This is a genomic window from Variovorax sp. GW460-12-1-14-LB1 (assembly GCF_059423605.1).
The window spans coordinates 34592-56541 of record NZ_JBWKYF010000044.1 but is presented as its reverse complement, the minus strand read 5'-3'; the positions used below and the strand labels follow the sequence as shown (position 1 = coordinate 56541).

At 65.1% G+C, this 21950-nt stretch carries 24 protein-coding genes and 1 pseudogene; 10 read left to right on the top strand and 15 right to left on the bottom strand.

What is annotated here, in order from left to right; genetic code table 11:
- Positions 1 to 439 precede the first annotated feature (439 nt).
- Positions 440 to 1339, bottom strand: a complete 900-nt coding sequence (locus AC07Y4_RS21225; protein WP_487849968.1) for a LysR family transcriptional regulator — start codon at positions 1337 to 1339, stop codon at positions 440 to 442.
- 99 nt (positions 1340 to 1438) lie between these two features.
- Between AC07Y4_RS21225 and AC07Y4_RS21220 the strand changes: the two genes are divergently transcribed.
- The 3 genes from AC07Y4_RS21220 to AC07Y4_RS21210 all read left to right on the top strand — a co-directional run bounded on the left by AC07Y4_RS21220 (position 1439) and on the right by AC07Y4_RS21210 (position 3593).
- Positions 1439 to 1768, top strand: a complete 330-nt coding sequence (locus tag AC07Y4_RS21220; protein ID WP_062472395.1) for a nuclear transport factor 2 family protein — start codon at positions 1439 to 1441, stop codon at positions 1766 to 1768.
- Positions 1765 to 2547 carry an SDR family oxidoreductase gene (locus tag AC07Y4_RS21215; RefSeq protein ID WP_062472393.1) on the top strand — a complete coding sequence of 261 codons (783 nt, stop codon included), beginning with the start codon at positions 1765 to 1767 and terminating at the stop codon, positions 2545 to 2547. Before AC07Y4_RS21220 ends, AC07Y4_RS21215 begins: the two co-directional genes overlap by 4 nt.
- Before the next feature lie 266 nt (positions 2548 to 2813).
- Positions 2814 to 3593 (top strand): alpha/beta fold hydrolase, encoded by a 780-nt coding sequence (locus AC07Y4_RS21210; RefSeq protein WP_139701817.1) that lies wholly within the window; start codon positions 2814 to 2816, stop codon positions 3591 to 3593.
- A gap of 860 nt (positions 3594 to 4453) precedes the next feature.
- Here the strand turns inward: AC07Y4_RS21210 and AC07Y4_RS21205 are convergent.
- Positions 4454 to 4942 carry a hemerythrin domain-containing protein gene (locus AC07Y4_RS21205; RefSeq protein WP_095744401.1) on the bottom strand — a complete coding sequence of 163 codons (489 nt, stop codon included), beginning with the start codon at positions 4940 to 4942 and terminating at the stop codon, positions 4454 to 4456.
- Between the two features lie 233 nt (positions 4943 to 5175).
- Here AC07Y4_RS21205 and AC07Y4_RS21200 point away from each other — a divergent pair, with 233 nt between their 5' ends.
- The gene (locus tag AC07Y4_RS21200) at positions 5176 to 5394 is read left to right on the top strand and encodes a hypothetical protein (protein WP_062472384.1); all 219 of its coding nucleotides are present in this window, start codon (positions 5176 to 5178) and stop codon (positions 5392 to 5394) included.
- Positions 5395 to 5536: 142 nt separating this feature from the next.
- Here AC07Y4_RS21200 and AC07Y4_RS21195 read toward each other — a convergent pair whose 3' ends face one another.
- Genes AC07Y4_RS21195 through AC07Y4_RS21165 form a run of 7 tightly spaced genes read right to left on the bottom strand, consistent with a single transcriptional unit; the run spans position 5537 to position 10811 of the window.
- Positions 5537 to 5974, bottom strand: a complete 438-nt coding sequence (locus AC07Y4_RS21195; protein WP_235926634.1) for an ester cyclase — start codon at positions 5972 to 5974, stop codon at positions 5537 to 5539.
- 41 nt (positions 5975 to 6015) lie between these two features.
- Positions 6016 to 6570, bottom strand: coding sequence for a VOC family protein (locus AC07Y4_RS21190; protein WP_062472379.1), 555 nt, complete (start codon positions 6568 to 6570; stop codon positions 6016 to 6018).
- Between the two features lie 23 nt (positions 6571 to 6593).
- Positions 6594 to 7361 carry an SDR family NAD(P)-dependent oxidoreductase gene (locus AC07Y4_RS21185; protein WP_095744403.1) on the bottom strand — a complete coding sequence of 256 codons (768 nt, stop codon included), beginning with the start codon at positions 7359 to 7361 and terminating at the stop codon, positions 6594 to 6596.
- Positions 7354 to 8325: a Bug family tripartite tricarboxylate transporter substrate binding protein gene (locus AC07Y4_RS21180; protein ID WP_095744404.1), complete on the bottom strand. Its 972-nt coding sequence runs from the start codon at positions 8323 to 8325 to the stop codon at positions 7354 to 7356. The genes AC07Y4_RS21185 and AC07Y4_RS21180 overlap by 8 nt, the downstream gene beginning before the upstream one ends.
- A gap of 37 nt (positions 8326 to 8362) precedes the next feature.
- Positions 8363 to 9145: an SDR family NAD(P)-dependent oxidoreductase gene (locus AC07Y4_RS21175; RefSeq protein WP_070059277.1), complete on the bottom strand. Its 783-nt coding sequence runs from the start codon at positions 9143 to 9145 to the stop codon at positions 8363 to 8365.
- Positions 9142 to 10194, bottom strand: coding sequence for a LacI family DNA-binding transcriptional regulator (locus AC07Y4_RS21170; RefSeq protein WP_070059276.1), 1053 nt, complete (start codon positions 10192 to 10194; stop codon positions 9142 to 9144). Before AC07Y4_RS21170 ends, AC07Y4_RS21175 begins: the two co-directional genes overlap by 4 nt.
- Positions 10191 to 10811, bottom strand: a complete 621-nt coding sequence (locus AC07Y4_RS21165; protein WP_487849969.1) for a carboxymuconolactone decarboxylase family protein — start codon at positions 10809 to 10811, stop codon at positions 10191 to 10193. Before AC07Y4_RS21165 ends, AC07Y4_RS21170 begins: the two co-directional genes overlap by 4 nt.
- Positions 10812 to 11602: 791 nt before the next feature.
- Between AC07Y4_RS21165 and AC07Y4_RS21160 the strand changes: the two genes are divergently transcribed.
- From AC07Y4_RS21160 to AC07Y4_RS21150, 3 genes are all read left to right on the top strand, one after another.
- The gene (locus AC07Y4_RS21160) at positions 11603 to 11938 is read left to right on the top strand and encodes a hypothetical protein (RefSeq protein WP_095744406.1); all 336 of its coding nucleotides are present in this window, start codon (positions 11603 to 11605) and stop codon (positions 11936 to 11938) included.
- 50 nt (positions 11939 to 11988) lie between these two features.
- A complete protein-coding gene (locus AC07Y4_RS21155; protein WP_062472360.1) occupies positions 11989 to 12426 on the top strand; it encodes an Hsp20/alpha crystallin family protein in 438 nt (145 codons plus the stop codon).
- Between the two features lie 63 nt (positions 12427 to 12489).
- Positions 12490 to 12852 carry an Hsp20/alpha crystallin family protein gene (locus AC07Y4_RS21150; RefSeq protein WP_070059545.1) on the top strand — a complete coding sequence of 121 codons (363 nt, stop codon included), beginning with the start codon at positions 12490 to 12492 and terminating at the stop codon, positions 12850 to 12852.
- 198 nt (positions 12853 to 13050) lie between these two features.
- Here the strand turns inward: AC07Y4_RS21150 and AC07Y4_RS21145 are convergent.
- The 5 genes and pseudogenes from AC07Y4_RS21145 to AC07Y4_RS21125 form a co-directional block, all read right to left on the bottom strand.
- Positions 13051 to 13197 (bottom strand): annotated as a pseudogene (locus tag AC07Y4_RS21145) (IS3 family transposase); the annotation flags it as partial.
- Between the two features lie 81 nt (positions 13198 to 13278).
- Entirely contained in the window at positions 13279 to 13551 is a 273-nt protein-coding gene (locus tag AC07Y4_RS21140) for a hypothetical protein (protein WP_095744407.1), read from the bottom strand.
- Between the two features lie 10 nt (positions 13552 to 13561).
- The gene (locus AC07Y4_RS21135) at positions 13562 to 13870 is read right to left on the bottom strand and encodes a hypothetical protein (protein ID WP_139701812.1); all 309 of its coding nucleotides are present in this window, start codon (positions 13868 to 13870) and stop codon (positions 13562 to 13564) included.
- A 227-nt stretch (positions 13871 to 14097) separates the two neighbouring features.
- Entirely contained in the window at positions 14098 to 14901 is an 804-nt protein-coding gene (locus tag AC07Y4_RS21130; RefSeq protein ID WP_095744408.1) for an alpha/beta fold hydrolase, read from the bottom strand.
- Positions 14902 to 14919: 18 nt separating this feature from the next.
- Entirely contained in the window at positions 14920 to 15945 is a 1026-nt protein-coding gene (locus tag AC07Y4_RS21125) for a Bug family tripartite tricarboxylate transporter substrate binding protein (RefSeq protein ID WP_487863365.1), read from the bottom strand.
- Between the two features lie 62 nt (positions 15946 to 16007).
- On the opposite strand from AC07Y4_RS21125, the gene AC07Y4_RS21120 reads away from it, so the two are divergent.
- The 3 genes from AC07Y4_RS21120 (at position 16008) to AC07Y4_RS21110 (ending at position 20279) form a co-directional block, all read left to right on the top strand.
- Positions 16008 to 16943 carry a LysR family transcriptional regulator gene (locus AC07Y4_RS21120; protein ID WP_070059269.1) on the top strand — a complete coding sequence of 312 codons (936 nt, stop codon included), beginning with the start codon at positions 16008 to 16010 and terminating at the stop codon, positions 16941 to 16943.
- Positions 16944 to 18414: 1471 nt separating this feature from the next.
- Positions 18415 to 18768 (top strand): DUF4148 domain-containing protein, encoded by a 354-nt coding sequence (locus tag AC07Y4_RS21115; RefSeq protein WP_235926633.1) that lies wholly within the window; start codon positions 18415 to 18417, stop codon positions 18766 to 18768.
- A 107-nt stretch (positions 18769 to 18875) separates the two neighbouring features.
- Entirely contained in the window at positions 18876 to 20279 is a 1404-nt protein-coding gene (locus tag AC07Y4_RS21110) for an MATE family efflux transporter (RefSeq protein WP_167394996.1), read from the top strand.
- Positions 20280 to 20443: 164 nt separating this feature from the next.
- Here AC07Y4_RS21110 and AC07Y4_RS21105 read toward each other — a convergent pair whose 3' ends face one another.
- Positions 20444 to 21907, bottom strand: coding sequence for an efflux transporter outer membrane subunit (locus AC07Y4_RS21105; protein ID WP_487849971.1), 1464 nt, complete (start codon positions 21905 to 21907; stop codon positions 20444 to 20446).
- Between the last annotated feature and the right edge of the window lie 43 nt (positions 21908 to 21950).

Sequence of the window (21950 nt, the reverse complement as noted above, 5' to 3'; positions counted from 1 at the left end):
CCAACATAGACAAGGGCACGATCTCTACCCGCGGCGCGGTCTTGGCGGCGGGCTACCGCGCGAGCGGTTTAGTCCTCAGACTGGTTGCAGTCAGTCGGTATGGCCCGCTGAACGTCTGCTGTGCGTCTCAATCGAGTCCTCCGGCAGCGCGTCGATCCGCCTCGCCGCGGCGGCAAGGCGGACGGATCTGCGCCGCTCAATCGACGCTCGCTCAGATTTCCGTCTGCTCCGAGATCTCTAGGGAACGTCTGATCAAGTCCGCCGATGAACGATCGGAACGTTGATCACGCCTCGCAGCCGGAGATCGCCAAGCTGCTCGCGAGCCATGCGGAGTTCCGGCTACCCGGCTCCTATCCGCGGAAATATTGAAGTCACCATCGAGCGACGCCGGCAGGGCCTGCCCGGCCCCCGGTCCGATCGCCGGGAAGAGAAAGTCCGCTCAGGGGTCTTTCTCCAGCATGCAGTCGATGAAGGCGCGCAGTGCGGCAGGGAAGTGGCGCCGGCTGGGGTGGTACAGGAACAGGCCAGGCCTTGCAATCGACCAGTCGGCGAGAACCTCCACCAGCCGCTCCTGGGCGAGCAGTGCATCGACGCGTTCGCGATCGAAGGCATAGACGATCCCCAGCCCTTGGAGTGCCGCAGCGACGCCAGTGTCCGAGTGGTTGGTGACCAAGGGTCCTTCCACCGCCACTTCGATCCGCTTGCCCTTTTTTTCGAACTCCCAGCGGTAGCAACTCCCGTCGCCCTGCAGGCGCCAGTTGATGCAGGCGTGGCCGTGCAGGTCGGCGGGGGACCGCGGTTTGCCGCGACGCTCCAGATAGTCCGGGGATGCCACGGCCACCATCTTCACGTCCGGCGTCAAGCGCACCGCGATCATGTCCTTCTCCAGCTTGCCCCCGACGCGGATGCCCGCATCGAAGCGACCGGCGACGATGTCGCTCAGGCCGTTGTCGACCACGATGTCCAGTGTCACTTCCGGGTGCGTCCGGTGAAACCGGCCCAGCCGGGGGCCGATCACCTGCCAGGCGGCCATGCCGAGGGTGTTGATGCGCAGCGTGCCGCGCGTCTGACCCGCCATCGCGCTGGCTTCATTCACCGCATCGGCCATGTCCCGGAAGAGCGGCGCGATGCGCCCGTACAACTGCGCCCCGGTAGCGGTGGGGGCCACGCTGCGGGTCGTGCGGTTCAGCAGCCGCGTACCCAGCCGCGTTTCCAGCTGTCGGATGGTCTGACTCAGCGCCGAAGCAGACAGCCCCAGATGCTCGGCGGCGCGGGCAAAGCTCGCGCGTTCCACCACGGCAGCAAAGGCCTTGAGCTCGGCAAACTCCGATCCGCGCATTCTGTATTTTCTTCTACATAGCTCGTGAAGATTCTAGGCGATTCACTTATTGATGATCGACGCGCATCCTGAGGTCTTCACATCCAAGGAGTCGTCACCATGAGTACCCTGATCCTTCCCGCTCCGATCGCCGCCTACTTCGCGGCCGATCGGCAGAACGCCGAGGCCCTGGCCCGCTGTTTCACGCCTCAAGCCATCGTGAAGGACGAGGGCCGCACCCACACCGGCCGCCGCGCCATCCAGGAATGGAAGAGCGCGACATCCACGCAGTACGCGTACACGGTCGAGCCATTTGCGCTGGACCACGCGGGGGAGTTCCAGGTCGTGCGGGCGCACGTGGCCGGCAATTTTCCCGGCAGTCCGGTCGATCTTCGATATCGCTTTCGCCTCGAACGCGGCCTGATTGCGTCGCTGGAGATCACGGCATGAGCTTCGATCTTCAACTCCAGGGCCAGCGCGCGCTGGTCACCGGCGGCACCAAAGGCGTTGGCGCCGCCGTCGTTCAAGGCCTGCGCGACGCCGGTGTGCAGGTGATGACCACGGCCCGCGCCGCGCCCGCGCGGCCCATCGGGGGCGTGGTCCATGTGACCGCCGATCTGGCGACGGCTGAAGGCGCCGCCAAGGTGGCGCACTCGGTGCTCGGGCATTGGGGCGGCCTCGACATCCTGGTGCATGTGGTCGGCGGCTCCAGCGCACCGGGCGGCGGCTTCGCGGCCCTGGACGATGCCCAGTGGTTCGCCGAACTGAACCAGAACCTCATGCCGGCCGTGCGGCTCGATCGTGCGCTGCTGCCCGCCATGCTCGCGCAGGGCTCTGGCGTCATCGTCCACGTCAGCTCGATCCAGCGCCTGCTGCCACTGCCGGAATCGACGACCGCGTATGCGGCGGCCAAGGCGGCCTTGTCCACCTACAGCAAGGCGTTGTCGAAAGAGGTGACGCCCAAGGGCGTGCGCGTGCTGCGCGTGTCGCCCGGATGGATCGAGACCGAAGCGTCGGTGGCGCTGGCCGATCGCCTGGCCCACCAGGCCGGCACGGATTACGAGGGTGGCAAGCAGATCATCATGCAATCGCTCGGCGGCATTCCGCTGGGTCGACCGGCCAGGCCGCAGGAAGTTGCCGACTTGATCACGTTCCTTGTGTCACCCCGGGCGGGCTCGATCTCAGGGTCGGAACACCTGATCGATGGCGGGACCGTCCCGACGGTCTAGGCAAGGCCGCGGCCATCACCGGCACGGTACGAAAGCAGCTGGCTGCACACGCGTGCGATGGCGAGGGACTGCGTGCGTGGCAACGCCTCCCGCGCGCCATTCGGACCGGACAGCTTTATTGCGCATCTGAAGCGTGTCACGAAACGCAGTTTTGAAGAACAGCAATTCTTGCGCGCAAAGCTTCAACTTTGGCGTGATATTCGCAACCCTGTTCAACACGTTCTTTCCTACCATTTCGCTTCTCCCATCCACTCACAGGACATCCCATGAACTCACTGATTCGCAAGCTTTTGATCGCAGCTGCGACAACCGCCAGCATCGTCGGTCCCGGTGGCGGCGCCCATGCCCAACAGGTGCAGGCGAAAAACGTCGTGCTGGTGCATGGCGCCTTTGCCGATGGTTCGGGCTGGCGCGGCGTCTATGACGAGCTCATCGGCCGAGGCTACCGGGTCACCATCGTTCAGAACCCGCTGACGTCTCTGGCCGACGACGTGGCGGCGACGCAGCGCGCGCTCGCGCGCCAGGACGGTCCTACTATCCTCGTGGGTCACTCGTGGGGGGGCACGGTCATCACCGAAGCGGGCATCCATCCGAAGGTGGTGGGTCTTGTCTATGTCTCCGCGCTGTCGCCCGACGCCGGCGAGACCACAAGCGAACAGTACGCGGGATTCACGGCCCCCGACTTCGTGATCGACACGCAGTCGGACGGATTCGGATTCGTCAATCGGGAGAAGTTCAAGATCGGCTTCGCCGGCGATGCCAGCGATGCGGACGCCGCGTTCCTGCGTGATTCGCAGGTGCCGATCAACATGTCGGTGTTTGCGACCAAGCTCAATCACGCCGCATGGCGGACCAAGCCAAGCTGGGCGGTGATCGCGACCGAGGACAGGGCCTTCGACGTCCGGATGTTGCACAAGATGGCCAAGCGCATCGGCGCCACGGTTCAGGAGGTCAAGGCAAGCCATGCGGTATTCATGACCCAGCCGAAGGCAGTCGCCGACGTGATCGATCGAGCTGCCAGGGAGGGAGGGCGCCGGGCCCAGTGATTCCCTTGAATGCGAGATGGCCGTTGCGCGCTCGCTTCGTCTAAAGCTTGGCCATCAGCTCTCGAAGCTTCACTTCGTCAGAAGCAATCGCAGCAAGTTCCAGCGGGGTGCGTCTTTGGCTGCCATCCAGCTTCCGCGGACGAAAGTCGATGACGCAGATTGACCCGAGTGCAAAGCCGTCGGTGTCATGGACCGGCGCCCCTGCATAGAAGCGAAAATGGGGGGTACTGGCGACCCCAAGGTTGCAGACTTGCACGGCTCGGCCGTTCACTATCTCGAAGGACGCTGCGGCGTCCCCCAACCGCACGCGGTTCAAGAAGTTTGTGACTGCGAGCCTGCCGGGCCACGTGCCACCGGATAACCAGCCACCCGCCGAATTTGCGAGGACGGTCCTCGAGCTCAGGGCCAACCAGCGTGGGTGGAAATTGGTGCCCGTACTCAGCCCCTGACCGCGGAATTGGCTCCGGCGTTCGGTCTCGCTGCCCCATTGGGCGCGCCCGGAGCATCAGTGCGGTGGACGATGGCGCATCCCATCCAGTTCTCTGGAGCTGACTGGTTGAGCATCTTGAAGGGCCAGGGCTCGATCGATGGAGCGCCGCGAAAACACTTGCGATTGCCCGCAGTTCATGCAGCGATACATCTGAACCCGGGGTAACAGGCGAAGCCATGCCTGCCCCGGGACACTTTCCAGATGCTTGATGTTGCACGAGCATGCAAAGTACGGAAGCTTCATCGCGATACCGGGTGGGCGCAACATTCCTGCGGAATTGCGAAGTTGCGGCTTGGTGAGGGCCAGCATTGACGGCTGCGTCTTTGCGAAGGGGCGGCGGAACGCTTCCAGGAAGGGGCCTAGGGGCAGTCTAGGCCGTGACTGCCATGTCCGCCATCAATTCTTCTTTGCGAGTGGTGAGTTGCTCGCGCATGGCAACCAGGTCGAGTCCCCGCGCGGCGCGCGCTTTGGGGAACATCTCGTTGCGCTCTTCCTTGACGTGGTGGTCGATGTACTCGCCCAGGACCTTCACCTTCGCATCGAACATCTCATCGACTTCGGTCGAATCCTGGATCTGCGCAATTAAGTCTTTGGCGCTCGCATGTTCAACCTCGGCTTCGTCGAGCAGTTCAGTTTCCTTGATGGCTTCGCGCACTGCTGGATAGAGGAGCTCTTCTTCGAGTTGCGTGTGAACGGTCAACTCCATGCAGATCTGCAGTGCAAGATCTCGCTTCTTCTCCGAGGCGCTGGCAGCTTTTGAGCTGGCAAGCTCCTCGTAGGCGGCGAACATCTTCTTGACGTTCTTGTGATCGGTGTCGAGTAGCGAGCATGCATCGGGTTCATGGCGCTTGGCTGTCATCGGGGTCTCCTGGTCGGTGGGTCCCCAACATCTCAGGGGTGGGTGCTTGTGGGCGTAGGACGGCGTCGCTGCGGGAAGCCGTCAATGTGCTGAGGCTCTCCGGTGAGTGAACTGTGGGCTCAGCCCCAGGAGCGGGAGAAGTCCGTTCTGCTCATGGAAGAGAGAAGGGCCTTGCGGGGATTGAGGGAGGTCCTTTGACCTAAACTGAGCCGCTTCGAGAAAGGGAGCGCTTCATGCCGATGGATTTCCTCAAGAAGGTCGAACACGAAACGTTGCCGCTGACCGTGACCGACCCCATGGACATCCGCAACGTCGCGGTGCTGGTTGCCGCGGGGCTTGTCGAGGCGATCCTTCCAGAAGAGGCTGAAGCCCATGACCTGCCAGCGGTTGTTCTGCGAATCACGCCTCATGGCCGGGGCGAGCTTGAGCGGATGCGCGACAGGCCGCTGTGAGAGCCTGCGCAGCGCAGGAGAAACATCACTCGGTGTTGAGAGCAAGCCGCCAAGACGATAGCGCACAGCCAGTGAGCAGGAGGTTGGGTGGCTTCCCGCCTCCTCTCGACGCGCGCAGCCGAGGCGAAGCGCGAGAGGGTCGTCAGATCAACCCGAGCGCGCGCAGCTTCGCATCGGGTGCGGAGTAGGGCCGCTCGCACACGATCTTGTCGGAACCTGGCGCGAACTCGAAACTTGCCGCCAGGCGGATCCGGAATTTCCGGCCTGTGGCATCGAACACCTTGTCGTTGGCATGCAGCGGCCCGAGGTGCGTTCCGCTGAGCCAGAACTCGACCAGTACCGTGTCCTGGTCGGCGGCGATGGCGATGATCTCGTTGGCCAGGTCGGGAAAGGGCGTGCGCGAGCTGCGGAAATAGCCGCGCACTTCTTCCTCGCCGTCGAACACCACGCCGCTGCCGTGCATCTCGTAGCGGGGATGCTCGAAGGTGTCGATCACCGCATCCCACTCCTGCGTGCACTCGAGCGCCATGTGATCGCGTACCGTCTTGATGCGTGCCGCTTGAAGGGTTGTGGTCTGCACGGAATCTCCTGCTGGTTGGTGAACGGGGTGGTCGGGAGCCGTCATGGCACCGGGGCGATGGCGTTCGCGCCCATGCGGCGGATCGGGTCCTTGCCGTCCCATCCTTCGGCCGCGTGCCGGATGTCGCGGAAGTACTCGCCCTTGCCGCCGGCCATCTCGGAGATCTCGAACATGCCGCTGGGCAGGTCGGGATGCACGAAGTAGGCGAAGCGCCCGCGCATGCCCATGCGGCCACTGTGGCCCTCGACGTAACCCGTCGAGCGCAGGTGTCGCACGGCGTCGTCGAAGCCATCGTCGCTCCAGTAGGCCAGGTGCTGGGCGCCCTCGCCGCCGCGGCGCAGCGAATCGAGGTAGAGCGAGGGGGCGTCGTCGCGCTGCTGGATCAGCTCGATCTGCAGGTTGCCGGAGTTGGCCAGCGCGATGGACAGCCGAGGCAGGCGCGACGGCTTGCCGTAGTAGTTGAACTCGGTCGTGCCGACCTCTTCCTTGTAGAACCATGGGCCCACGCCCAGCGTGCGCGACCAGTGGGCCATCGCCTTCTCGATGTCGTGAACGACATAGCCGACCTGGCGGGCGCCGCCGAACAGCATGCTCATTGAATGGACTCCTTGGGGCGTGGTCAGCGCATGTACGCGCCGCCGTTGACGTCGAGCGTTGCGCCGGTCACGAAGGACGACAGGTCGCTTGCCAGGTACAGGCACGCGCCCGCGATGTCTTCGGGCTGGCCGACACGGCTCAGTGGAAAGGTCTTGCCCAGCGCGTGCTTGTTGTCGTCGGAGTTCGCGCCGCGCGAGAAGTCCGTCATGATCAAGCCCGGCGTGATGGCGTTGGCGCGAATGCCTTGGGGGCCCAGTTCCTTGGCCATGGCGCGCATGAGGCCCAGCACGCCGGCCTTGGCGGCGCAGTAGTGGCTGCCGCCGAACACGCCACCGCCTTGCTGCGCGGACATCGACGAGATGCAGATGATCGAGCCGCTGCGTTGTTCGATCATGGTGGGGATCACGCACTGCGACATTTGGAGGGTGCCGCGAAGGGTAATGCCCACGACCTGCTCGAAGTCCTCGGCGCTCACGTCCAGCACACCGCGTTTTTGTGTGATGGCAGCGTTGTTCACCAGCACGTCGATGCGGCCCGCCCATTGCAGCACGCGCGCCACGGCCGCCTTGCAGGCGCCGGCATCGCGCACATCGCAGCCGATGCCGATGTGCTCGGCGCCGAGGGATTCGGCAGCGACCTGTGCCTGCCCTTCGTCGAGGTCGAGCAGCGCCACCCGGGCACCGTGGCGGGCGAACAGCCGTGCGGTCGCCAGGCCGATACCGCGCGCACGGGACGCACCGGTGATCAAGGCCACGCGGCCCTGCAGCAGGGGAAGGGCCGCGTCACTCATTGCTGATGTTCGCGGCCTTGGCGATCTGCCGCCAGCCCTCGATGTCTGCGGCGGTCATGGCGCGCAGTTCGTCGCCACCGACGAACGCGGCGGTGATGCCCAGGTCCAGAAGACGCGCCTTCACGTCCGGCATCTCGACGACCTGCTTCAGCGCGGCGGAGAGCTTGGCGACGATCGGCTTGGGGGTGCCCGCGGGTGCGTACAGCGCCCAGCGCAGCGCGCCCATGCGCTTGCCCGCGAAATCGATGCCTTCGTCGTCGTAGCTCGAGACGTCGGGCAGACTGGGCGAGCGCGAGGTGCAGGCGGTGATCGCCTTGACCTTGCCGGACTTGACCATCGGCGAGCCCGATGCCATGTCCACGTAGGCCAGCTTGACGTGGCCGCCCAGCATGTCGGTCTGGATCTGCACCACCGATTTGTAGGGGATGTGGCTCATCTGTGCCTGCGTGCGCAGATTGAAGAGCTCCCCGCAAAAGTGACCGGTCGAGGCGATGCCCCAGCTCGCGTATTGCACGCTGCCGGGCGACTTCCTGGCCAGCGCAATGAGCTCCTTGGCGTTGTTTGCCGGGAAGTCGTTGGTCGCGATAAGCAGGATAGAGGCGGTGCCGACCTGCCCGATGGGTGCGAAGTCCTTGACCGAGTCGTACGAGAGCTTGGGATTGCTCGCGGGCAGCAGCACGTGCGTGGTCGCGCCGCCCAGTCCGATCGTGTAGCCGTCGGCCGGCGCCTTGGCGACGAAGTCGGTGGCAATGGCACCGCTGGCGCCCGGCTTGTTGTCCATCACGAACACGCCCTTGACCAGGGGCGCCATCTTGTCGGCCAGGAGCCGGCCGAGCGCGTCGCCGCCACTGCCTGCGGCCGAGATCAGGACGAAGCGGATCGGCCGCGACGGATAGTCCGAGGGCGCCTGGGCATGGGCGGCGAATGCGAGGCCCGCGAGCGCGGCAATCCACAGTTTGCGCATGGTGTTGTCTCCTTGTCGTTGATGCTCGAATACCCGTCTACAGGGACAGTCCGCCGTCGACCACAAGCTCCAGGCCCGTCACGTAGCTCGATTCGTCGGAGGCGAGGAACAGCGCCGCGTTGGCCACGTCCCAGGCCGAGCCCTGGCGGCCCATGGGGCAGCGCGCGTTGCGTGCCTGTCGGCCGGCCTGCGCCTCTTGTTCGCTCTTGAAAAGGGCCGCGGCATGCGGCGTGTCGATCAGGCCCGGCACGATCACGTTGCAGCGCACCTGGTGCTGCGCGTACTGGCGCGCCACGACGCGCGTCATGTGGTTCAGTGCCGCCTTGGAGGTGCTGTACGACAGGAACTGCATCGGGCTCCACTTGCGGCTCGCGATGGAGGAGACGTTGATGATGGCGCCGCCGCCTTGTCGGATCATGTGAGGCACCACGGCGCGCGCCGTGAGCATGGGGCCCTTGAGGTTGATGGCGTGCACGCGGTCCCAGGACTCCTCCGTCACTTCGATCAGCTCGCCGAATTCCTCGATGCCGACGTTGTGGTGCAGCACGTCGATGCGGCCGAAGCGTGCCAGGCAGTGGTTCACCATCCGCTCGATCTGCTCGCTGCTGCGCACATCGGCCTCGAAGGCCTCGGCGATGCCGCCGATGTCATGAATGCGACGCACCGACGTCGCCGCAGCTTCGGGCGACCGGTCGACGCAGATCACCGTCGCGCCTTCGCGGGCGAAGGTGACGGCGCAGGCGGCGCCGTTGCTGATGTCGGTGCCGATGGAGCCGGCGCCGACCACGATGGCCACCTTGTCCTTGAGACGCTGCGTCATGAGGCCGCTCTCGTTTTCTTGCGGACGGCAGCGGGTGCCTTGGCGACCGGACCGCAGGATTCGCGCAGCACCATCTGGGTGGTGAGCAGGATGCGCTCCTGCTCAAGGGGGGCTGTGCTGTCCAGCCGCCGCAGCAGCAGCTCGGCCACGGCAGTGCCGACCGCTTCCAGGTCCCAGGTCAGCGAGGTGATGGCGGGACTGAAAAGCTGCGACAGGTCGGTGTCGCCGATGCTGACGACACTGACGTCATCGGGCGCCAAACGGCCCGAGTGACGCAGTGCCTGCAGCACGCCCGACAGGATGCGGGTGCCCAGGCACAGGAAGGCCGTGGGCGCCGTGGGGGAGCCCAGCAGCGAGAGGGCCTCGCTGAAGGCGAAGTCCATCGCCGACTTCTCGGCGCGGATCAGCTTGGGGTCAGGCTGCAGACCACGCTCCAGATAGGCGTCCCTGTAGCCCATGATGCGCTCGCGACCCGGACGCAACACGCTGCCGGGCGTCAGCAGTGCGATGCGCGTGTGACCGAGGTTCAGCAGGTAGCGCGTGGCCTGAAGCGCGCCGTGGTAGTGGTCAACGTGCACGCCCGCGTTGTTGCCCTGGAAGTCGCGATCGAGCGCGATCACCGGGCCGTGCGCCGCCAGCTGGTCGAGGTAGGCCGGGGTCTCGGCCTGGCAGGGACCGAGGATGAGCCCGTCCACGCGCCGGCGCCGGAACAGGTCGATCAGGGTTTTCTCGCGCTGGTCGTCGTTGTGGGTGCTGGCCACCAGCAGCGCATAGCCCGCCGCCAGCAGGCGCGATTCGACCGCCGTGATGATCCGCGCGTACAAGGGGTTGGCCAGATCCGACACCAGTAACCCGACCACGCCTGTCGAGCGGGTGCGCATGCTCTGCGCCACCGAATCCGGCGTGTAGCCGAGCTCGCGCGCCGCCTTGGTGACCGCTGCGATGGCCTGCTCGCTAACGCGCCCGCTGCGGTTCAGGGCCCGCGAGGCCGTTCCAATCGCAACGCCGGCGGCCTTGGCCACTTCGCGGATGGTGATCTTGGCCTTCATGCCGGCACTTTCGCCTGTGCAAGCGGGGCAGGGAAACGCTCGGCACCGGGCTCGAGCGGCACGGCCGCGCTGTTCAGGAACAGCGCGGCCATGTGATAGAAGCTCGACGCGAAGATCAGCTCGATCACCTGCTCCTGCGGCCAGCCCGCGCCAAGGGGCTGCCAGGTCTGATCGGACACCGTGCAGTGGTGGTGCAGCTCATCCACCATGCGCACGATCAGGCGTTCCCTGTCGCTCCACAGGCCTGGCGACAGCGCATGCCAGTCGGCACTGCCGGTGAGCTCGCGCACCTGCGCGGCATCCAGGCCGCACCTGTCCGCGTAGATGCTGATGTGCATGCCCCATTCGTACTCGGACCGCGTGAGCGCGCCGGTGCGGATGATCGCGATCTCGCGGTCCCGTTCGGGCAGCGCGCACTGGAACAGCACCACATGTGCCATGGCCTGGAAGGCCGGGCCGAGCTTGCTGTGATTCGCGAGCGCCAGTCGAAGGTTCAGGGGTGACAGGCCCTTGAAGGCGGTGCTCTGCACGGCTGCTGCCACCTCGGGTTCGTAGGGGGGCGGCCGCAGTGGCAAGCGTGTGGAGGGTGCGAGAAAGGGCGATGCAGAACCGGTCATGACTGCAGTTTGCGGTGGGCGTGGAAACGTTTCTACAGTGATAACCCTGAATTCCCAAAACGAAGGAAATTACGAAGGAGAAAGAAGTGCCGAACGAATGAAAACGGTTCCACATCTTTCCACCACCTTAGGATCGACTTCAGCCGGATGGCCTTCGTCCCGGAAGCAGACGTGGTCCGGCGATGGGAATCCCTGCGACGCCGCGTGACGTCAAGGGCCGGCTCAAGCTGTTTGCAGATGGCCGTTGCGCGCTCGGCCAGCATCGGATGAGCTGCGCTGGACGCGACGCATGTCAGTCTCCGGCCAGCAACCGCTTTCGTTTTCCGGGTTGGGCCGAAGCTCTTGATGTCCGCACACCTGGCGCAGCCTGCTGCAGGCAGAGGGTGCCCGTCGAAAAACGGCTGACGCAGCGACCGCGGCCCCTGGAAAGTGCTTGACCCTCTCGCAACGGCACGGTCTAGGATGCCTTCAACTTGAGAGGGATGTTGCCCGAATACGCCCTGCAGAATCGACGCGCCCAGGCGCGTTAGCGCGTCGGTCCGGCCATTGCGCTGGCGTTCAAGAATCAGAAGTTGTCTGACATGCCTGCGTCGGCGCGGCGCGGTAGATTTTTGTCTCCGCGGCACCACCGCGGACTTGCTGTAAACCTCAGCCCGGTCGCGTGCGGCCGGGCTTTTTTTCGTGTCGGCCTGCGTCTCGCGTGGGTGTCGAAAACCGCCTCTTGAAAATCGATTCGGAGGCTCCTATGTTCGCTTGCGTCGGAAATTGGTCAACCGAAAAGGAGGTATTCAATGGCCATGAACTTGCTCAAGCAAATTGCCGGCTCTCGCTTGCCTGTCTCGTTCTATCGCACCGCGGACATCGATCAGGTGCGGGTGCTTCGGGCCGCCGGGCTCGTCGTTGCCCTGATCCCCGCGCCCTCGAACTCGCTCGCTCTGTCTGGCTCCCCTTCGGCCGCCCAGGTGCTGGCCATCACGCAGAAGGGGCGCGAGGAGTTGGCGAAATTCTCGTACCCGCAGTCGCGCACCGCGCGCTGGCGACAGCGACCCTCCAGGATCTTTGCACGGCACCGCGCGGACAGCGATGGCGCTGCGCGGCCGACGGGCACGCACGGCCTGCCCCAGTGAGGGGCGGCTCGATTCTGTTCAGGTTCAATTGATTTGACAGGAGGTTTCCCATGTACCGATCTTTCTTCCCGCGCGACATGCTGGCCGAGATGGATCGCCTGCAACGGGACATGCAGCAGGCGTTCGATCTGTCACCCACCATTCGCGGTTACGGCAGCAACGGATTTCCCGCGTTGAACGTGGGCGCCACACCGCAGGCGCTGGAGATCTTCGCGTTCGCCCCCGGCGTCGACCCGGCCACGCTGGAGATCAACCTCGAGCGTGGTCTCATGACCATCGCGGGTGAGCGCAAGAGCCTGCTTCCCGATGCGCAGGCCAAGGCGGCCGTGCACATCAACGAGCGCTTCGAGGGGCCGTTTCGCCGCGTCCTCACTCTGCCGGACGATGCCGATCCAGAGGCCGTCGAGGCCCGGCTGCGCGACGGTGTACTGCGCATCACGGTCCGCCGCCGGGCCTCGGCACAGCCGCGGCGCATCGCTGTTCTGTGAAACAAGGAGATGAACATCATGAGCAATGACGTACAGACCGCATCGCCCAGCGCGCCGGAACCCATGGATCGTGGGCAGGCGCCACGCTATCAGGGCGCGGCCCTCACACCGCCTGTCGACGTGGTGGAAGACGCCGGGGGCATCACGCTCTACGCCGATCTGCCCGGCGTGTCGCGCGACAAGCTGAATCTTCATGTCGAAGCGGAGACCTTGACCATCGAGGCGGAGTCGGGCCTGAGCGTGCCGGATGACCTGAAGACCAGCCACACCGAGGTCGGCCTGGGCCGGTTTCGCCGCGTCTTCACGCTCAGCAAGGAGCTGGACACCGAGAAGGTGTCCGCCGAGCTGGCGCAGGGCGTGTTGAAACTGCGTATCCCCAAGGCCGAGCATGCCAAGCCGCGGCGAATCAATGTCGAGGTCGGATGAGTCGTAAGGCGAGGGCGCCCGCGGGCGCCCTCAAGAGAGCGTCAACACGCATGGGCGGCAAATGTGCAGCGCTTGCGCTCGCCGGCCGCCCGCGAAGGAGCGTCAGTCCAGACGGACGCCGTTCAGCTCCATCGTGATTGCTGACCGCCCCCGACCCGATAGCGGGCATGGTGGCGCGAGCCTGCTCGCTGACCCGGTTACCTTTCTGGCCGTGCGCTTAGTCTTCAGTGAACTGAAGAAGCTCTCCATGGCCGAGCTGCCCCAGACCTCGCCCGCACGGCTCATACTGCAGGAAATACTTGGTTCCTTGAGCAGCTCCTGGAAGTGCTCGCTGGTAACAGCGGACGGTCGGCGCCGACCGCCAATCAAAGGAATCCAGTTGTTCAATTAAGCAGCGCTGCGCGCCGGCCGTAGCTCACCCGCGCATCACCCCGGACTCGGCCGTGCATCGCCGGGCGCGGCAGCGCTCCGCGCGGACCCCGTGATCGCCCACACGTCGACCTTGGATTTTGCGAGGCGTCTCAGCCGGTCGCGGACTTCCTTGGTACGGCGGCCCTGGGTGCCGACGGCGAGCCGGGCCTTGAACTCGTCGTCGGCGAACAAGTCCGCGTGGCCGAAGATCTGGTCGCCGGCGCGGTCGACCTGGATCGCGATATTGAAGCCCCGGTAGGGGATGCGGCTGGACGTCTTCGAACGCATGGCGGCCTCCCTACATCAGGCGGGTGCGGATTGCGTGGGGCAGCTTCGCGCGCCACCGCGACGCGGCACCGCGCCACGGGCCCTGTGCGGCCACGGGGTAGTGGATGCGTTCGAGTTCGGCGCGGCCTTTTTCGGTGATGGCGAGCACCTGGGCGGCGTCGGGGCTGCCCGAGAGGGTGAGGGGATCCGACGGCGCGGGCGTCAGCGCGATCACGAGGCCGGCGGCCCGCAGCAGCTTGATCTGGTCGATCTCCGCCCGGGTCCGGAAGGTCGCCGGCAAGGGGGAACCGGCAAGTTGTTTGAGCATGTCCATGGCCATGGCTTTGTCCTCCATTTCTCTACGACCAACTTGGAACGGGAGAAAAATAGGACGTCTCAGCAGCGTCTTCAAGGGGCGGTTGCGGAGCGCAAGGCAACAGAATGTATCGGAGCTTTCGAGCACAGGCGAGAGAAGAGCTCCGAGCTGCTCGCCAGCATGGGCCGGGTCGTGAGCGCGCTTTTGCATGGAGGCAAGCTCCGAGATTCAGAAGTCGCTGCACAGCAGACCTAGGAGTCGGCGCGTCGTCTCAAGAAGTCGAACACCGTCTGATTGAACTCCAGCGGCTTCTCGAAGTACGCAGAATGCGCGGCCTCCTCGACGACAACGACCTCGCTTCCTGGCAGGCGCTGGCCGAGTTCGCGCATGACCGCCGGCGGAACAATCGGGTCTTCGGCGCCAACGAGAAACATCGTCGGGCAAGCCAGCTGGTCGATCTCAGCGACGGCAAGCAGGTTCTCGGGCTGGTTCAGACGCAGTACGGCCTCGCGCCAGGCTTCGGGCTCAATACTGTGAGCGCTCGGGTTGAAGTGGTTGATCTGCGCGTAAAGCGCTGCAAGCGCGGGCTGCGCCTTCAAGAACCAGGTGCCCAGCGAGCGCTGCTCGATGCTTACCGCGGAAACTGTCTTAAAGCGCCGCTCGATGCTGTCGACCAGCGTCGGGTGGTCGATGGCCAGCGACGTGTCGCAAGCGACGAACGCGGCGACGCGCTCGGGATGGCGCAGCGCGAGCCGCAGCCCGATCATCCCGCCAAGCGATTGGCCGACGACCGTCGCACGCTCGATGCCTTCGCGCGCCAGTACCGCCAAGGCATCGCCGACAAAGAGCTCCAGCGAGAACTCCTCCGGCGGCGCCACCGAACGACCGAAGCAGCGGATGTCCATCGTGAGACAGGTGTACTGCGGCGTGAAGGCCGGCAATTGCTGCCACCAGGTGGCGGCGTTCGATCCGGCTCCGTGCAGGAACAGGATCGCCGGGCCGGCGCCGTGGCGCTCGTAGTAGATGTCGCGTTTGTTCGATGTGACAAAAGGCATGAGGGATGGGCTTGGGTTTCAGTTGGCCTTGAGTTGCAGGCTGCGTGTGAGTGCACCCCAGCGCTCGGTATCGCTCTTGACGACGCGCGTGAACTCGTCGGGCGTCATCGTCATCGGCGTGATGCCTTCGGCGTCGAGCTTCTTTTGCAGCTCCGGCCTCGTCATCGCTTCGCGCACTGCTTCGTTGACCTTGCGCACGACTTCGGGCCGCGTCTTCCTCGGTGCCGACAGGCCCACCCAGGAGATCACCGTCAGCTGCTTGTAGCCCAGCTCCTCGAAAGTCGGAACTTGAGGGAGCTCGGGGCTGCGCTTCGGGCTGGACACCGCCAGCACCCTGAGCTTGCCGCTCTGGATGTACTGCATCGACCCGCTCGGCGGAATCACGGTGACAGCGACCTGGCCTCCCAGCACATCCATCAGCGCCGGCGCGCCGCCCTTGTAGGGGATGTGCACGAACGAGGTTTGTGTCGCCTTCTGCAGCAGTTCCATCAACAGATGGCCGGTGCTGCCGGCGCCCGAGCTCGCGTAGTTGATCGCGCCCGGCTCGCGTCTGGCGCGGGCGATCAGATCGGCGAAGGACTCGATGCCGGACTGGCTGTTGACCACCAGCCATTGCGCGCCGCCGCCGATCATTGCGACGTGGGTGAAGTCATTGACGATGTTGAAGGGCACGTTGTCGTACATGCCTTGGGCGATCGTGTTCACCATGCCCGTCATCGTGAGCGTGTAGCCGTCGGATGGGGCCGCGGCGCCCGCCTGGGCACCGATGATGTTGCCGGCACCAGGCTTGTTGTCGATCACCACCGGTTGCTTGAGCAACGACGCCAGCTCCTGCGAAAGCGGTCGCATGGTGCGGTCGTAGGCGCCGCCGGGCGGGGTCGGCACGATCACCCGGATCGGCTTGGATGGCCAGACCTCGTCCTGCGCATGGGCCGAAAAGGCGCCGAGCAGGCAACAGACAACCGCGAGCAGCGGCCATTTTTTTTTCACGTTTTGTCTCCTGTCGCGTGGCTTGCTGCCCGCCGTTTGTGGAGTTGCCATCATTCCTGAGCAAGCCATCGGCGACAAATTAAAAATGACGCTCTTCCATTAGACTTTCCGATATCTTGAGCCATGACGCGTCCGTCCTCTTCAACCGCCTGCTCGCGCGCGGCAAGTTTCGGCATGTGCAGATCCTCTTGAAAGTGGCAGAGCTGGGCAGCCTCCAGCGGGCGGCGGACTCGATCGGCATGACGCAGTCGTCGGTGACCCAGGGCCTCGCGTACCTGGAACGGCTGCTGGAAGTTCAGCTCTTCGAGCGGCATGCGCGCGGCGCGCGACCCACGCAGGCGTGCGAAGACCTCTTGCCCGTTGCGCGTCGCATGCTGATCGGCGTCGCCGACGGCGCCGAGGTCGTCACCGCGCGACGGCAACGCATCGGCGGCGCCATCCGCCTCGTCGCCTCGGTCGGCGCGATGAACGGGCTCCTGCTCAACGTGCTGCCTCGCTTCGCGCAACGGCATCCGGATGTCACCGTTCACCTCTCGGAAGCCGAAGGGGACGATCAACTGCTGGCTATCGCACGTGGCGAGGCAGATCTCGTGGCATGCCGACGGCCTCCCGTGATCCCGGAAGGCTGGCAGTTCATGCCGGTGCGCGAAGATCGTTTCGCGGTCTTGGCGCGCGCAGACCATCCGCTGGCGCGCAAGCGTTCCCTGGGCTGGCCGCAACTCGCCGACGAGACCTGGCTACTCGCCCCCACGGGTTCGGCCGCCCGTGAGCGATTCGACGAATTGACCGCGAATCTGCCTCACCCGATCCGCACCTATCCGGTCGTCACTCGTTCAACGGCCATGTTGTGGTGGCTCTCGCAGCAAGAAAACCTACTGTCGTTCCTGCCGCTTAACTTCGTGCGGCCCCTCCTCGATGCCGGTTTGCTGCGCGAGTTGAAGCTACGGCCGCTTTACATGCTCGAGCCACTCGGCTTGATGTTCCCGATCGCAGGACCGTTCGGGGCGTGGCGGCAACTGGTCGACTTTATGAACCCTGAAGTACCGCATTGACAGAGTTTGCGGTGGGCTCGCGGCGCTGCTGTCGATCTGCGCCATGGCGCGTGGGGCCGGCCTCGGGTGCCTTGCAGGCAGCGTCCCCTCAGTGCGCGATATCGTGACGTCCTTGGTGTAGCCCGGCAATGAACAGAGGGGATTTGCTTGCAAGCCATGCTGCCTTCGACTGAACCCATGAGTAACTGCTCCGTCTCGCGTCGCTGCCGCGCGCCCCGATGTCCAAGGTTGGCGGCCGTGTCGATCGCGGAAGGGATGATGCCTTCGAGAAGGCCCGGGGGAGCATCAGCACCTTCGACGTTTGCGCCACCCACAACGATGCCGTTCACCCGCTGAGCATCCGCGTCGCGCCCTTGACCAGGGCGTTGTGCAACTCCTGCGTCACGCGCGACGCAGTCAGTACCACCAGCGGCACCATGATCCGCTGCCCGCAGCGGCCTGGGCTGTACGCCCGCGTAGCGATGCAACGCAAAGGGCGCAGGCAGGTGCAGCCACGGCCGGCGCCGATCTGGGCGAAGACATGCAACGGATCGGGTGCTGGAAGGCGGCGAATGGAATGTGACACTTGACTCTGAGGTGACGTTCCGATTTCGTCAGAGCGATGGGCAGCTAATCGACGATACCGATGGCTTGGATGCAGTGGCCGCCTTTCGCGCGGCAAAGAGCCGCGCCCTACGCGAGGGCCTCCGATGGGCCCCTGCTTTTTCTATCGGCCGCAAATCTGGTGAATGGCATGTTGGTGCTCGGCAGTCCCAATTGGGAGGGCAGATCTCTATCGTCGTTGGCGCTGACGGCTCAATAAAGTCGACGTCGGTCAATCCGAAATAGAGGCGACTGTCGCTGCGTACCTGCCGCTCGCAGGGACGAGCTGCCGGCCTGGGTGCAGCATGTTCCTACCGTTTGCGGTGCGTTCTCAGCCGCCGATAAGGGAGCATTGACGTGCCTTTGGTTATCGTCGGTTAGGTCTGCGGCGTTCGGCTTCGGGCTCCGGTGCTGGCAGTCCACTGCTCGAGAGAGTCAATGTGCGAATGAGCATTAGCATGGCGACGCGGCGTTGATATCTACGAGCAGATGGGTGCACCCGGGCGAATCGAAGCTCTCGTTACAGCAGACAAACGTAAGAGGTTTGATCGCGATGTGACGTGTGAACTAGTTTTCCGATCCGCGCCTGATGTGTGCATGCCGCTTTTACGAGCGCAGGTCTTTCCTATTCCTCTCTGGCGATCAATCTCAGGACGAACGACTGGAACGCGCGCTCCAGACGTTCGGGCGCGCGACTTGATCCTCAAAGCCCGCCGGGACGGGCATGCTGGAAGGCCCGTTGCTGCGATGCAGAAGGTTTCGGCTACGGAAACGTGGCGTGTCTTGATCGCATGACTGCCGAAGTCGAATTTGGCGCAAGACTTAATCTGCAGGTTCTCGAGACGAGACCCGCAAGCGTTTTGCTCCAACCTTTTTCTTTGGAACCTCCATGAACCTCACGACAGCCATGAAGATCGTATCGGCCCCCGTTCTGACCCTCCTGGTCGCGGCCGGCGCCCACGCAGAGGCGTACGACGGTGTGCACAAGGCCTTCTCCAGCAAGACGCGCGATGAGGTGAATGCCGAGGCCGTGCGCACCGCCAAAGCGCCCGACCAGAACGTGGTTCGCGGTTCTCGCGGTCCCGAGACCATGGCTGTTTCGACGGCGCGGTCTCTCGTTGAAGCCGAGGCCGTTCACTACAACCTGCGGCCCGACCAGAATGTCGGCTCCGGCTCTCGTGTGAACAGCAAAGTTATTTCGACGATGCCGCACCCGGCTGATCTGCGCGCCAAGGCCAATTGAGCAACGACTGCTTCACGCTCCGCGTGCGGTAAGAAAAAAACGGTCGGCAGGAGAGCCCGGAGTTGCGGGTGCCCATCACGCACATGCCAGCCAAAGGTGGACACCTGATGACAACTTCCCTCACTGCTGACGCCGCCAGAGCCTTGGAGCCAGCCCCTTTGCCCGCCAAGGTCAACTCGGGCGTCGCCAACCCCTTGCTGCACGCGCCGCTGCTGCCGCTGTTGATTCGCCTCGCGGTGCCCACGGTCGCCGTGATGCTCATGCAGACGGTGCTGAGCGTGGCAGAAACCTACTTCGTGAGCGGGCTGGGTGTCGACGCTATCGCAGCGGCCTCGTTAGTCGTGCCCGTCATGTTGCTTATGACCATGGTCTCCAACGGCGGTGTCGGAGGCGGGGTTTCTTCGGCGGTCGCGCGGGCGCTCGGCGGCGGGCGGCAAGACGAAGCCGAAAGTCTCGTGTGGCACAGCGTCGTGATCGCGATCATCGCAGGCGGACTGTTCGCCTTGGCTGTGATCGCCGCGGGTCCGATGCTCTACCGTGAACTGGGTGGAACAGGTGCGTCCTTGCAGCAGGCGATTCGATACTCGGACATTCTCTTTGGCGGCGCGGTGCTGTTCTGGATTCCGACGTTGCTGCAGTCAGCCTTGCGAGGTGCGGGCAACGTCAGAACTCCAGCACTGATCATGCTCGGCGGCGTTGGCGTCGGGCTCATTATTTCTCCCGTCCTGATCCTGGGTTGGCTGGGGTTTCCGCGGATGGGCGTCGCCGGTGCGGGCGTGGCGCAGGTGTTGTGCAGTGCAGGCTCGCTCGTGGCGATCGTTGCCTCCATGCGATCCGCGGGCTCGAGGCTTCGACTTCGTCGGCACCCGCTACGGCGTGATCACTTCGGTGCCATCCTTGGCGTTGGCTTGCTGTCGACCCTCAACGCGGCGATGACGACGCTTTCAATTGCCGCGATCACAGCGGCTGCAGGCGCCTTCAACGTGTCGACGATCGCGGGCTACGGTATCGCGTCTCGACTGGAAATGTTGCTGGTTCCCGTGATGTTCGGCTTTGGCACCGCCGCCGTCACCGTGGTTGGAACCTGCATTGGCGCCGGCGATGTGGTGCGTGCGCGGCGCGCTGCGCTGGTGAACGCATTGTTCGTTGCTGGGTTGCTCGAAGTGCTGGGCCTCGGCGTGGCATTCTTTCCTGGACTGTGGATGTCTCACTTCGCGAGCGACCCCGACGTATTGGCCGTCGGGGAGCAGTACCTGAGGGTGATGGGCCCGGTGTTCGGCTTCATTGCCGTCGCGTTGTCACTGTATTTCGCGGGGCAGGGCGCGCGGCGCGTCGGCTGGCCGCTCGCGGCCGGTGTCTTGCGCTTCGCGTGCGCGCTGTCCGCAGCGGCGCTGGTGTTCGCGGGGAGGCTCAGCCTCGAGTCTGCCTTCCTGCTGGTGGCTGGGGGCGCCATCGTCGGCGCCGCAGTGACGGTGTGGGGCTTCGCCCGAGGAGATTGGGGAAGACGCTAGAGTCACACGCTTCGTGCTGCGGCACAGGAGGTTTGTAGCTGTACATCTGTGCGATGTCGCTGCGTCTCTCTGTCCTTCGGCGTGGAGGTCGGACGAACCGGTGTTTTCGAGCGCAACGGGCGAGTCTGTCGGATCGCCCGGGTTGCCGGGACGTATTCAGTGTCTCAATGCGAGCGGATGGCCACCGCTTCGAGGGGCTCAGCCTGCCAGCCGCCGCCCAGCGCCTTGAACGCGCTGACCGCCGCGCGCGCCGACTCCGTTTGCGCCTGCGCTCTCGCATCGGCCACGCGCAGCAGGCTCTCGTCCGCCTGCAACACTTCGATCAGGCTGACGACACCTCGCTGATAAGCCGCGAACGATGCCCCTCGCGCGCGACCGAGCGATGCCTCGCCCTGCGCGAGCAAGGCGGCTTGTTCTTCACGCTTGACCAGGGCGGAGAAGGCGTTCTCCACGTCTTCGGTCGCACGCAGTGCAGCGAGCCGGTAGGCTGCGAGCAACTCCGCGTCCTGCCCCTTGGCGAGTGCAATCTGCGCGTCGATGCGCCCGAAGTCGAACAGCCGCCAGCGCAGGCCGAGCAGGGCCGCAGCCTGGCTGGCGCCGCCGGTGAACAGATTGCCGCTGGCCACGGACGTGGCGCTGCCGATCGTTCCCCCCAGTGAGAGTTTCGGGTAGTACTCGGCCATGGCCACGCCAATGCGCGCGTTCGATGCCGCAAGGCGCCGCTCGGCAGCGATCAGGTCGGGCCGCCGCCGCAGCAAATCGCCGGGTGATCCGGTGGCGCCGATGCGCGGTGCGACAGGAATGACACCCCCCGCCGCCAATTCGGAGCGGTGCGCGCCCGGCGTCGCGCCCAGCATCACGTCGAGCGCGTTCATGGCCGCGGCCTCGCCCGCCTCCAACACTGGCACAGATGCACGGACCTGCGCCAGGGCACCTTCGGCTTGCCTCAGTTGGAGTTCGGCGGCCAGCCCCTTGCCGTAGAGGAGGTTGATCTTCGACAGCAGGTCCTGCTGCGTGGCGACTTGCCGCCGTGCCACGTCGAGGCGGGCCTGTAGACCGCGCAGCGTGATGTAGATGTCTGCGGTCTGCGCGGCCACGGCCAGGCGCGTGGCGGTCGCGCCGGCCTCCGATGCCTGGTAGTCGGCCAGCGCTGCCTCGCGTCCCCGGCGCAGGCCGCCGAAGATGTCCAGCTCCCAGCTTGCGCCGAGACTCGCTTCGTAGGCGTTGCCGTAGCGATCGAACCCTGGCTGCGAGTTCAGCACCTGGCCCAGCGGCGTCTCCACCGACTGGTAGGCCCTGGCGGCTTGTCCGCCGAGATTGCCTGAAGGCAGCAGTGCCGCATTCGCCGCACCGAGCCCGGCCCGGGCCTGCGCCACGCGGGCGGATGCCTGTGCAAGGTCAAGATTCTGTTTCAGAGCGAGTTCGACATAGCGGGCCAGTCGTGCATCGCCGAAGCCGGTCCACCACGCCACCAGCTCGGCGTTGGCCGTGGCGGATCGCCGGTCGAGGGCTGTCTCGCCGATGAAGCGGTCCGGCAGGCTCGGGGCAGGTCGGACATAGTCAGGCCCGGCAGCGCAGCCTGCGAGGAGGCTGAACAGCAGGGGCAGGGCAAGAGTACGTTGGGACATGGGTTGCTCCGGGACGGCGGACAGGAAAAGGTGTGTGACTATA

What these genes read in the sequence shown, in the direction of transcription:
- AC07Y4_RS21225 (WP_487849968.1), bottom strand. Translation starts at nt 1,339, where the DNA reads ATGCGCGGATCGGAGTTTGCCGAGCTCAAGGCCTTTGCTGCCGTGGTG.
- AC07Y4_RS21220 (WP_062472395.1), top strand. Translation starts at nt 1,439, where the DNA reads ATGAGTACCCTGATCCTTCCCGCTCCGATCGCCGCCTACTTCGCGGCC.
- AC07Y4_RS21215 (WP_062472393.1), top strand. Translation starts at nt 1,765, where the DNA reads ATGAGCTTCGATCTTCAACTCCAGGGCCAGCGCGCGCTGGTCACCGGC.
- AC07Y4_RS21210 (WP_139701817.1), top strand. Translation starts at nt 2,814, where the DNA reads ATGAACTCACTGATTCGCAAGCTTTTGATCGCAGCTGCGACAACCGCC.
- AC07Y4_RS21205 (WP_095744401.1), bottom strand. Translation starts at nt 4,942, where the DNA reads ATGACAGCCAAGCGCCATGAACCCGATGCATGCTCGCTACTCGACACC.
- AC07Y4_RS21200 (WP_062472384.1), top strand. Translation starts at nt 5,176, where the DNA reads ATGCCGATGGATTTCCTCAAGAAGGTCGAACACGAAACGTTGCCGCTG.
- AC07Y4_RS21190 (WP_062472379.1), bottom strand. Translation starts at nt 6,570, where the DNA reads ATGAGCATGCTGTTCGGCGGCGCCCGCCAGGTCGGCTATGTCGTTCAC.
- AC07Y4_RS21185 (WP_095744403.1), bottom strand. Translation starts at nt 7,361, where the DNA reads ATGAGTGACGCGGCCCTTCCCCTGCTGCAGGGCCGCGTGGCCTTGATC.
- AC07Y4_RS21180 (WP_095744404.1), bottom strand. Translation starts at nt 8,325, where the DNA reads ATGCGCAAACTGTGGATTGCCGCGCTCGCGGGCCTCGCATTCGCCGCC.
- AC07Y4_RS21175 (WP_070059277.1), bottom strand. Translation starts at nt 9,145, where the DNA reads ATGACGCAGCGTCTCAAGGACAAGGTGGCCATCGTGGTCGGCGCCGGC.
- AC07Y4_RS21170 (WP_070059276.1), bottom strand. Translation starts at nt 10,194, where the DNA reads ATGAAGGCCAAGATCACCATCCGCGAAGTGGCCAAGGCCGCCGGCGTT.
- AC07Y4_RS21165 (WP_487849969.1), bottom strand. Translation starts at nt 10,811, where the DNA reads ATGACCGGTTCTGCATCGCCCTTTCTCGCACCCTCCACACGCTTGCCA.
- AC07Y4_RS21160 (WP_095744406.1), top strand. Translation starts at nt 11,603, where the DNA reads ATGGCCATGAACTTGCTCAAGCAAATTGCCGGCTCTCGCTTGCCTGTC.
- AC07Y4_RS21155 (WP_062472360.1), top strand. Translation starts at nt 11,989, where the DNA reads ATGTACCGATCTTTCTTCCCGCGCGACATGCTGGCCGAGATGGATCGC.
- AC07Y4_RS21150 (WP_070059545.1), top strand. Translation starts at nt 12,490, where the DNA reads ATGGATCGTGGGCAGGCGCCACGCTATCAGGGCGCGGCCCTCACACCG.
- AC07Y4_RS21140 (WP_095744407.1), bottom strand. Translation starts at nt 13,551, where the DNA reads ATGCGTTCGAAGACGTCCAGCCGCATCCCCTACCGGGGCTTCAATATC.
- AC07Y4_RS21135 (WP_139701812.1), bottom strand. Translation starts at nt 13,870, where the DNA reads ATGGCCATGGACATGCTCAAACAACTTGCCGGTTCCCCCTTGCCGGCG.
- AC07Y4_RS21130 (WP_095744408.1), bottom strand. Translation starts at nt 14,901, where the DNA reads ATGCCTTTTGTCACATCGAACAAACGCGACATCTACTACGAGCGCCAC.
- AC07Y4_RS21125 (WP_487863365.1), bottom strand. Translation starts at nt 15,945, where the DNA reads ATGATGGCAACTCCACAAACGGCGGGCAGCAAGCCACGCGACAGGAGA.
- AC07Y4_RS21115 (WP_235926633.1), top strand. Translation starts at nt 18,415, where the DNA reads ATGAACCTCACGACAGCCATGAAGATCGTATCGGCCCCCGTTCTGACC.
- AC07Y4_RS21110 (WP_167394996.1), top strand. Translation starts at nt 18,876, where the DNA reads ATGACAACTTCCCTCACTGCTGACGCCGCCAGAGCCTTGGAGCCAGCC.
- AC07Y4_RS21105 (WP_487849971.1), bottom strand. Translation starts at nt 21,907, where the DNA reads ATGTCCCAACGTACTCTTGCCCTGCCCCTGCTGTTCAGCCTCCTCGCA.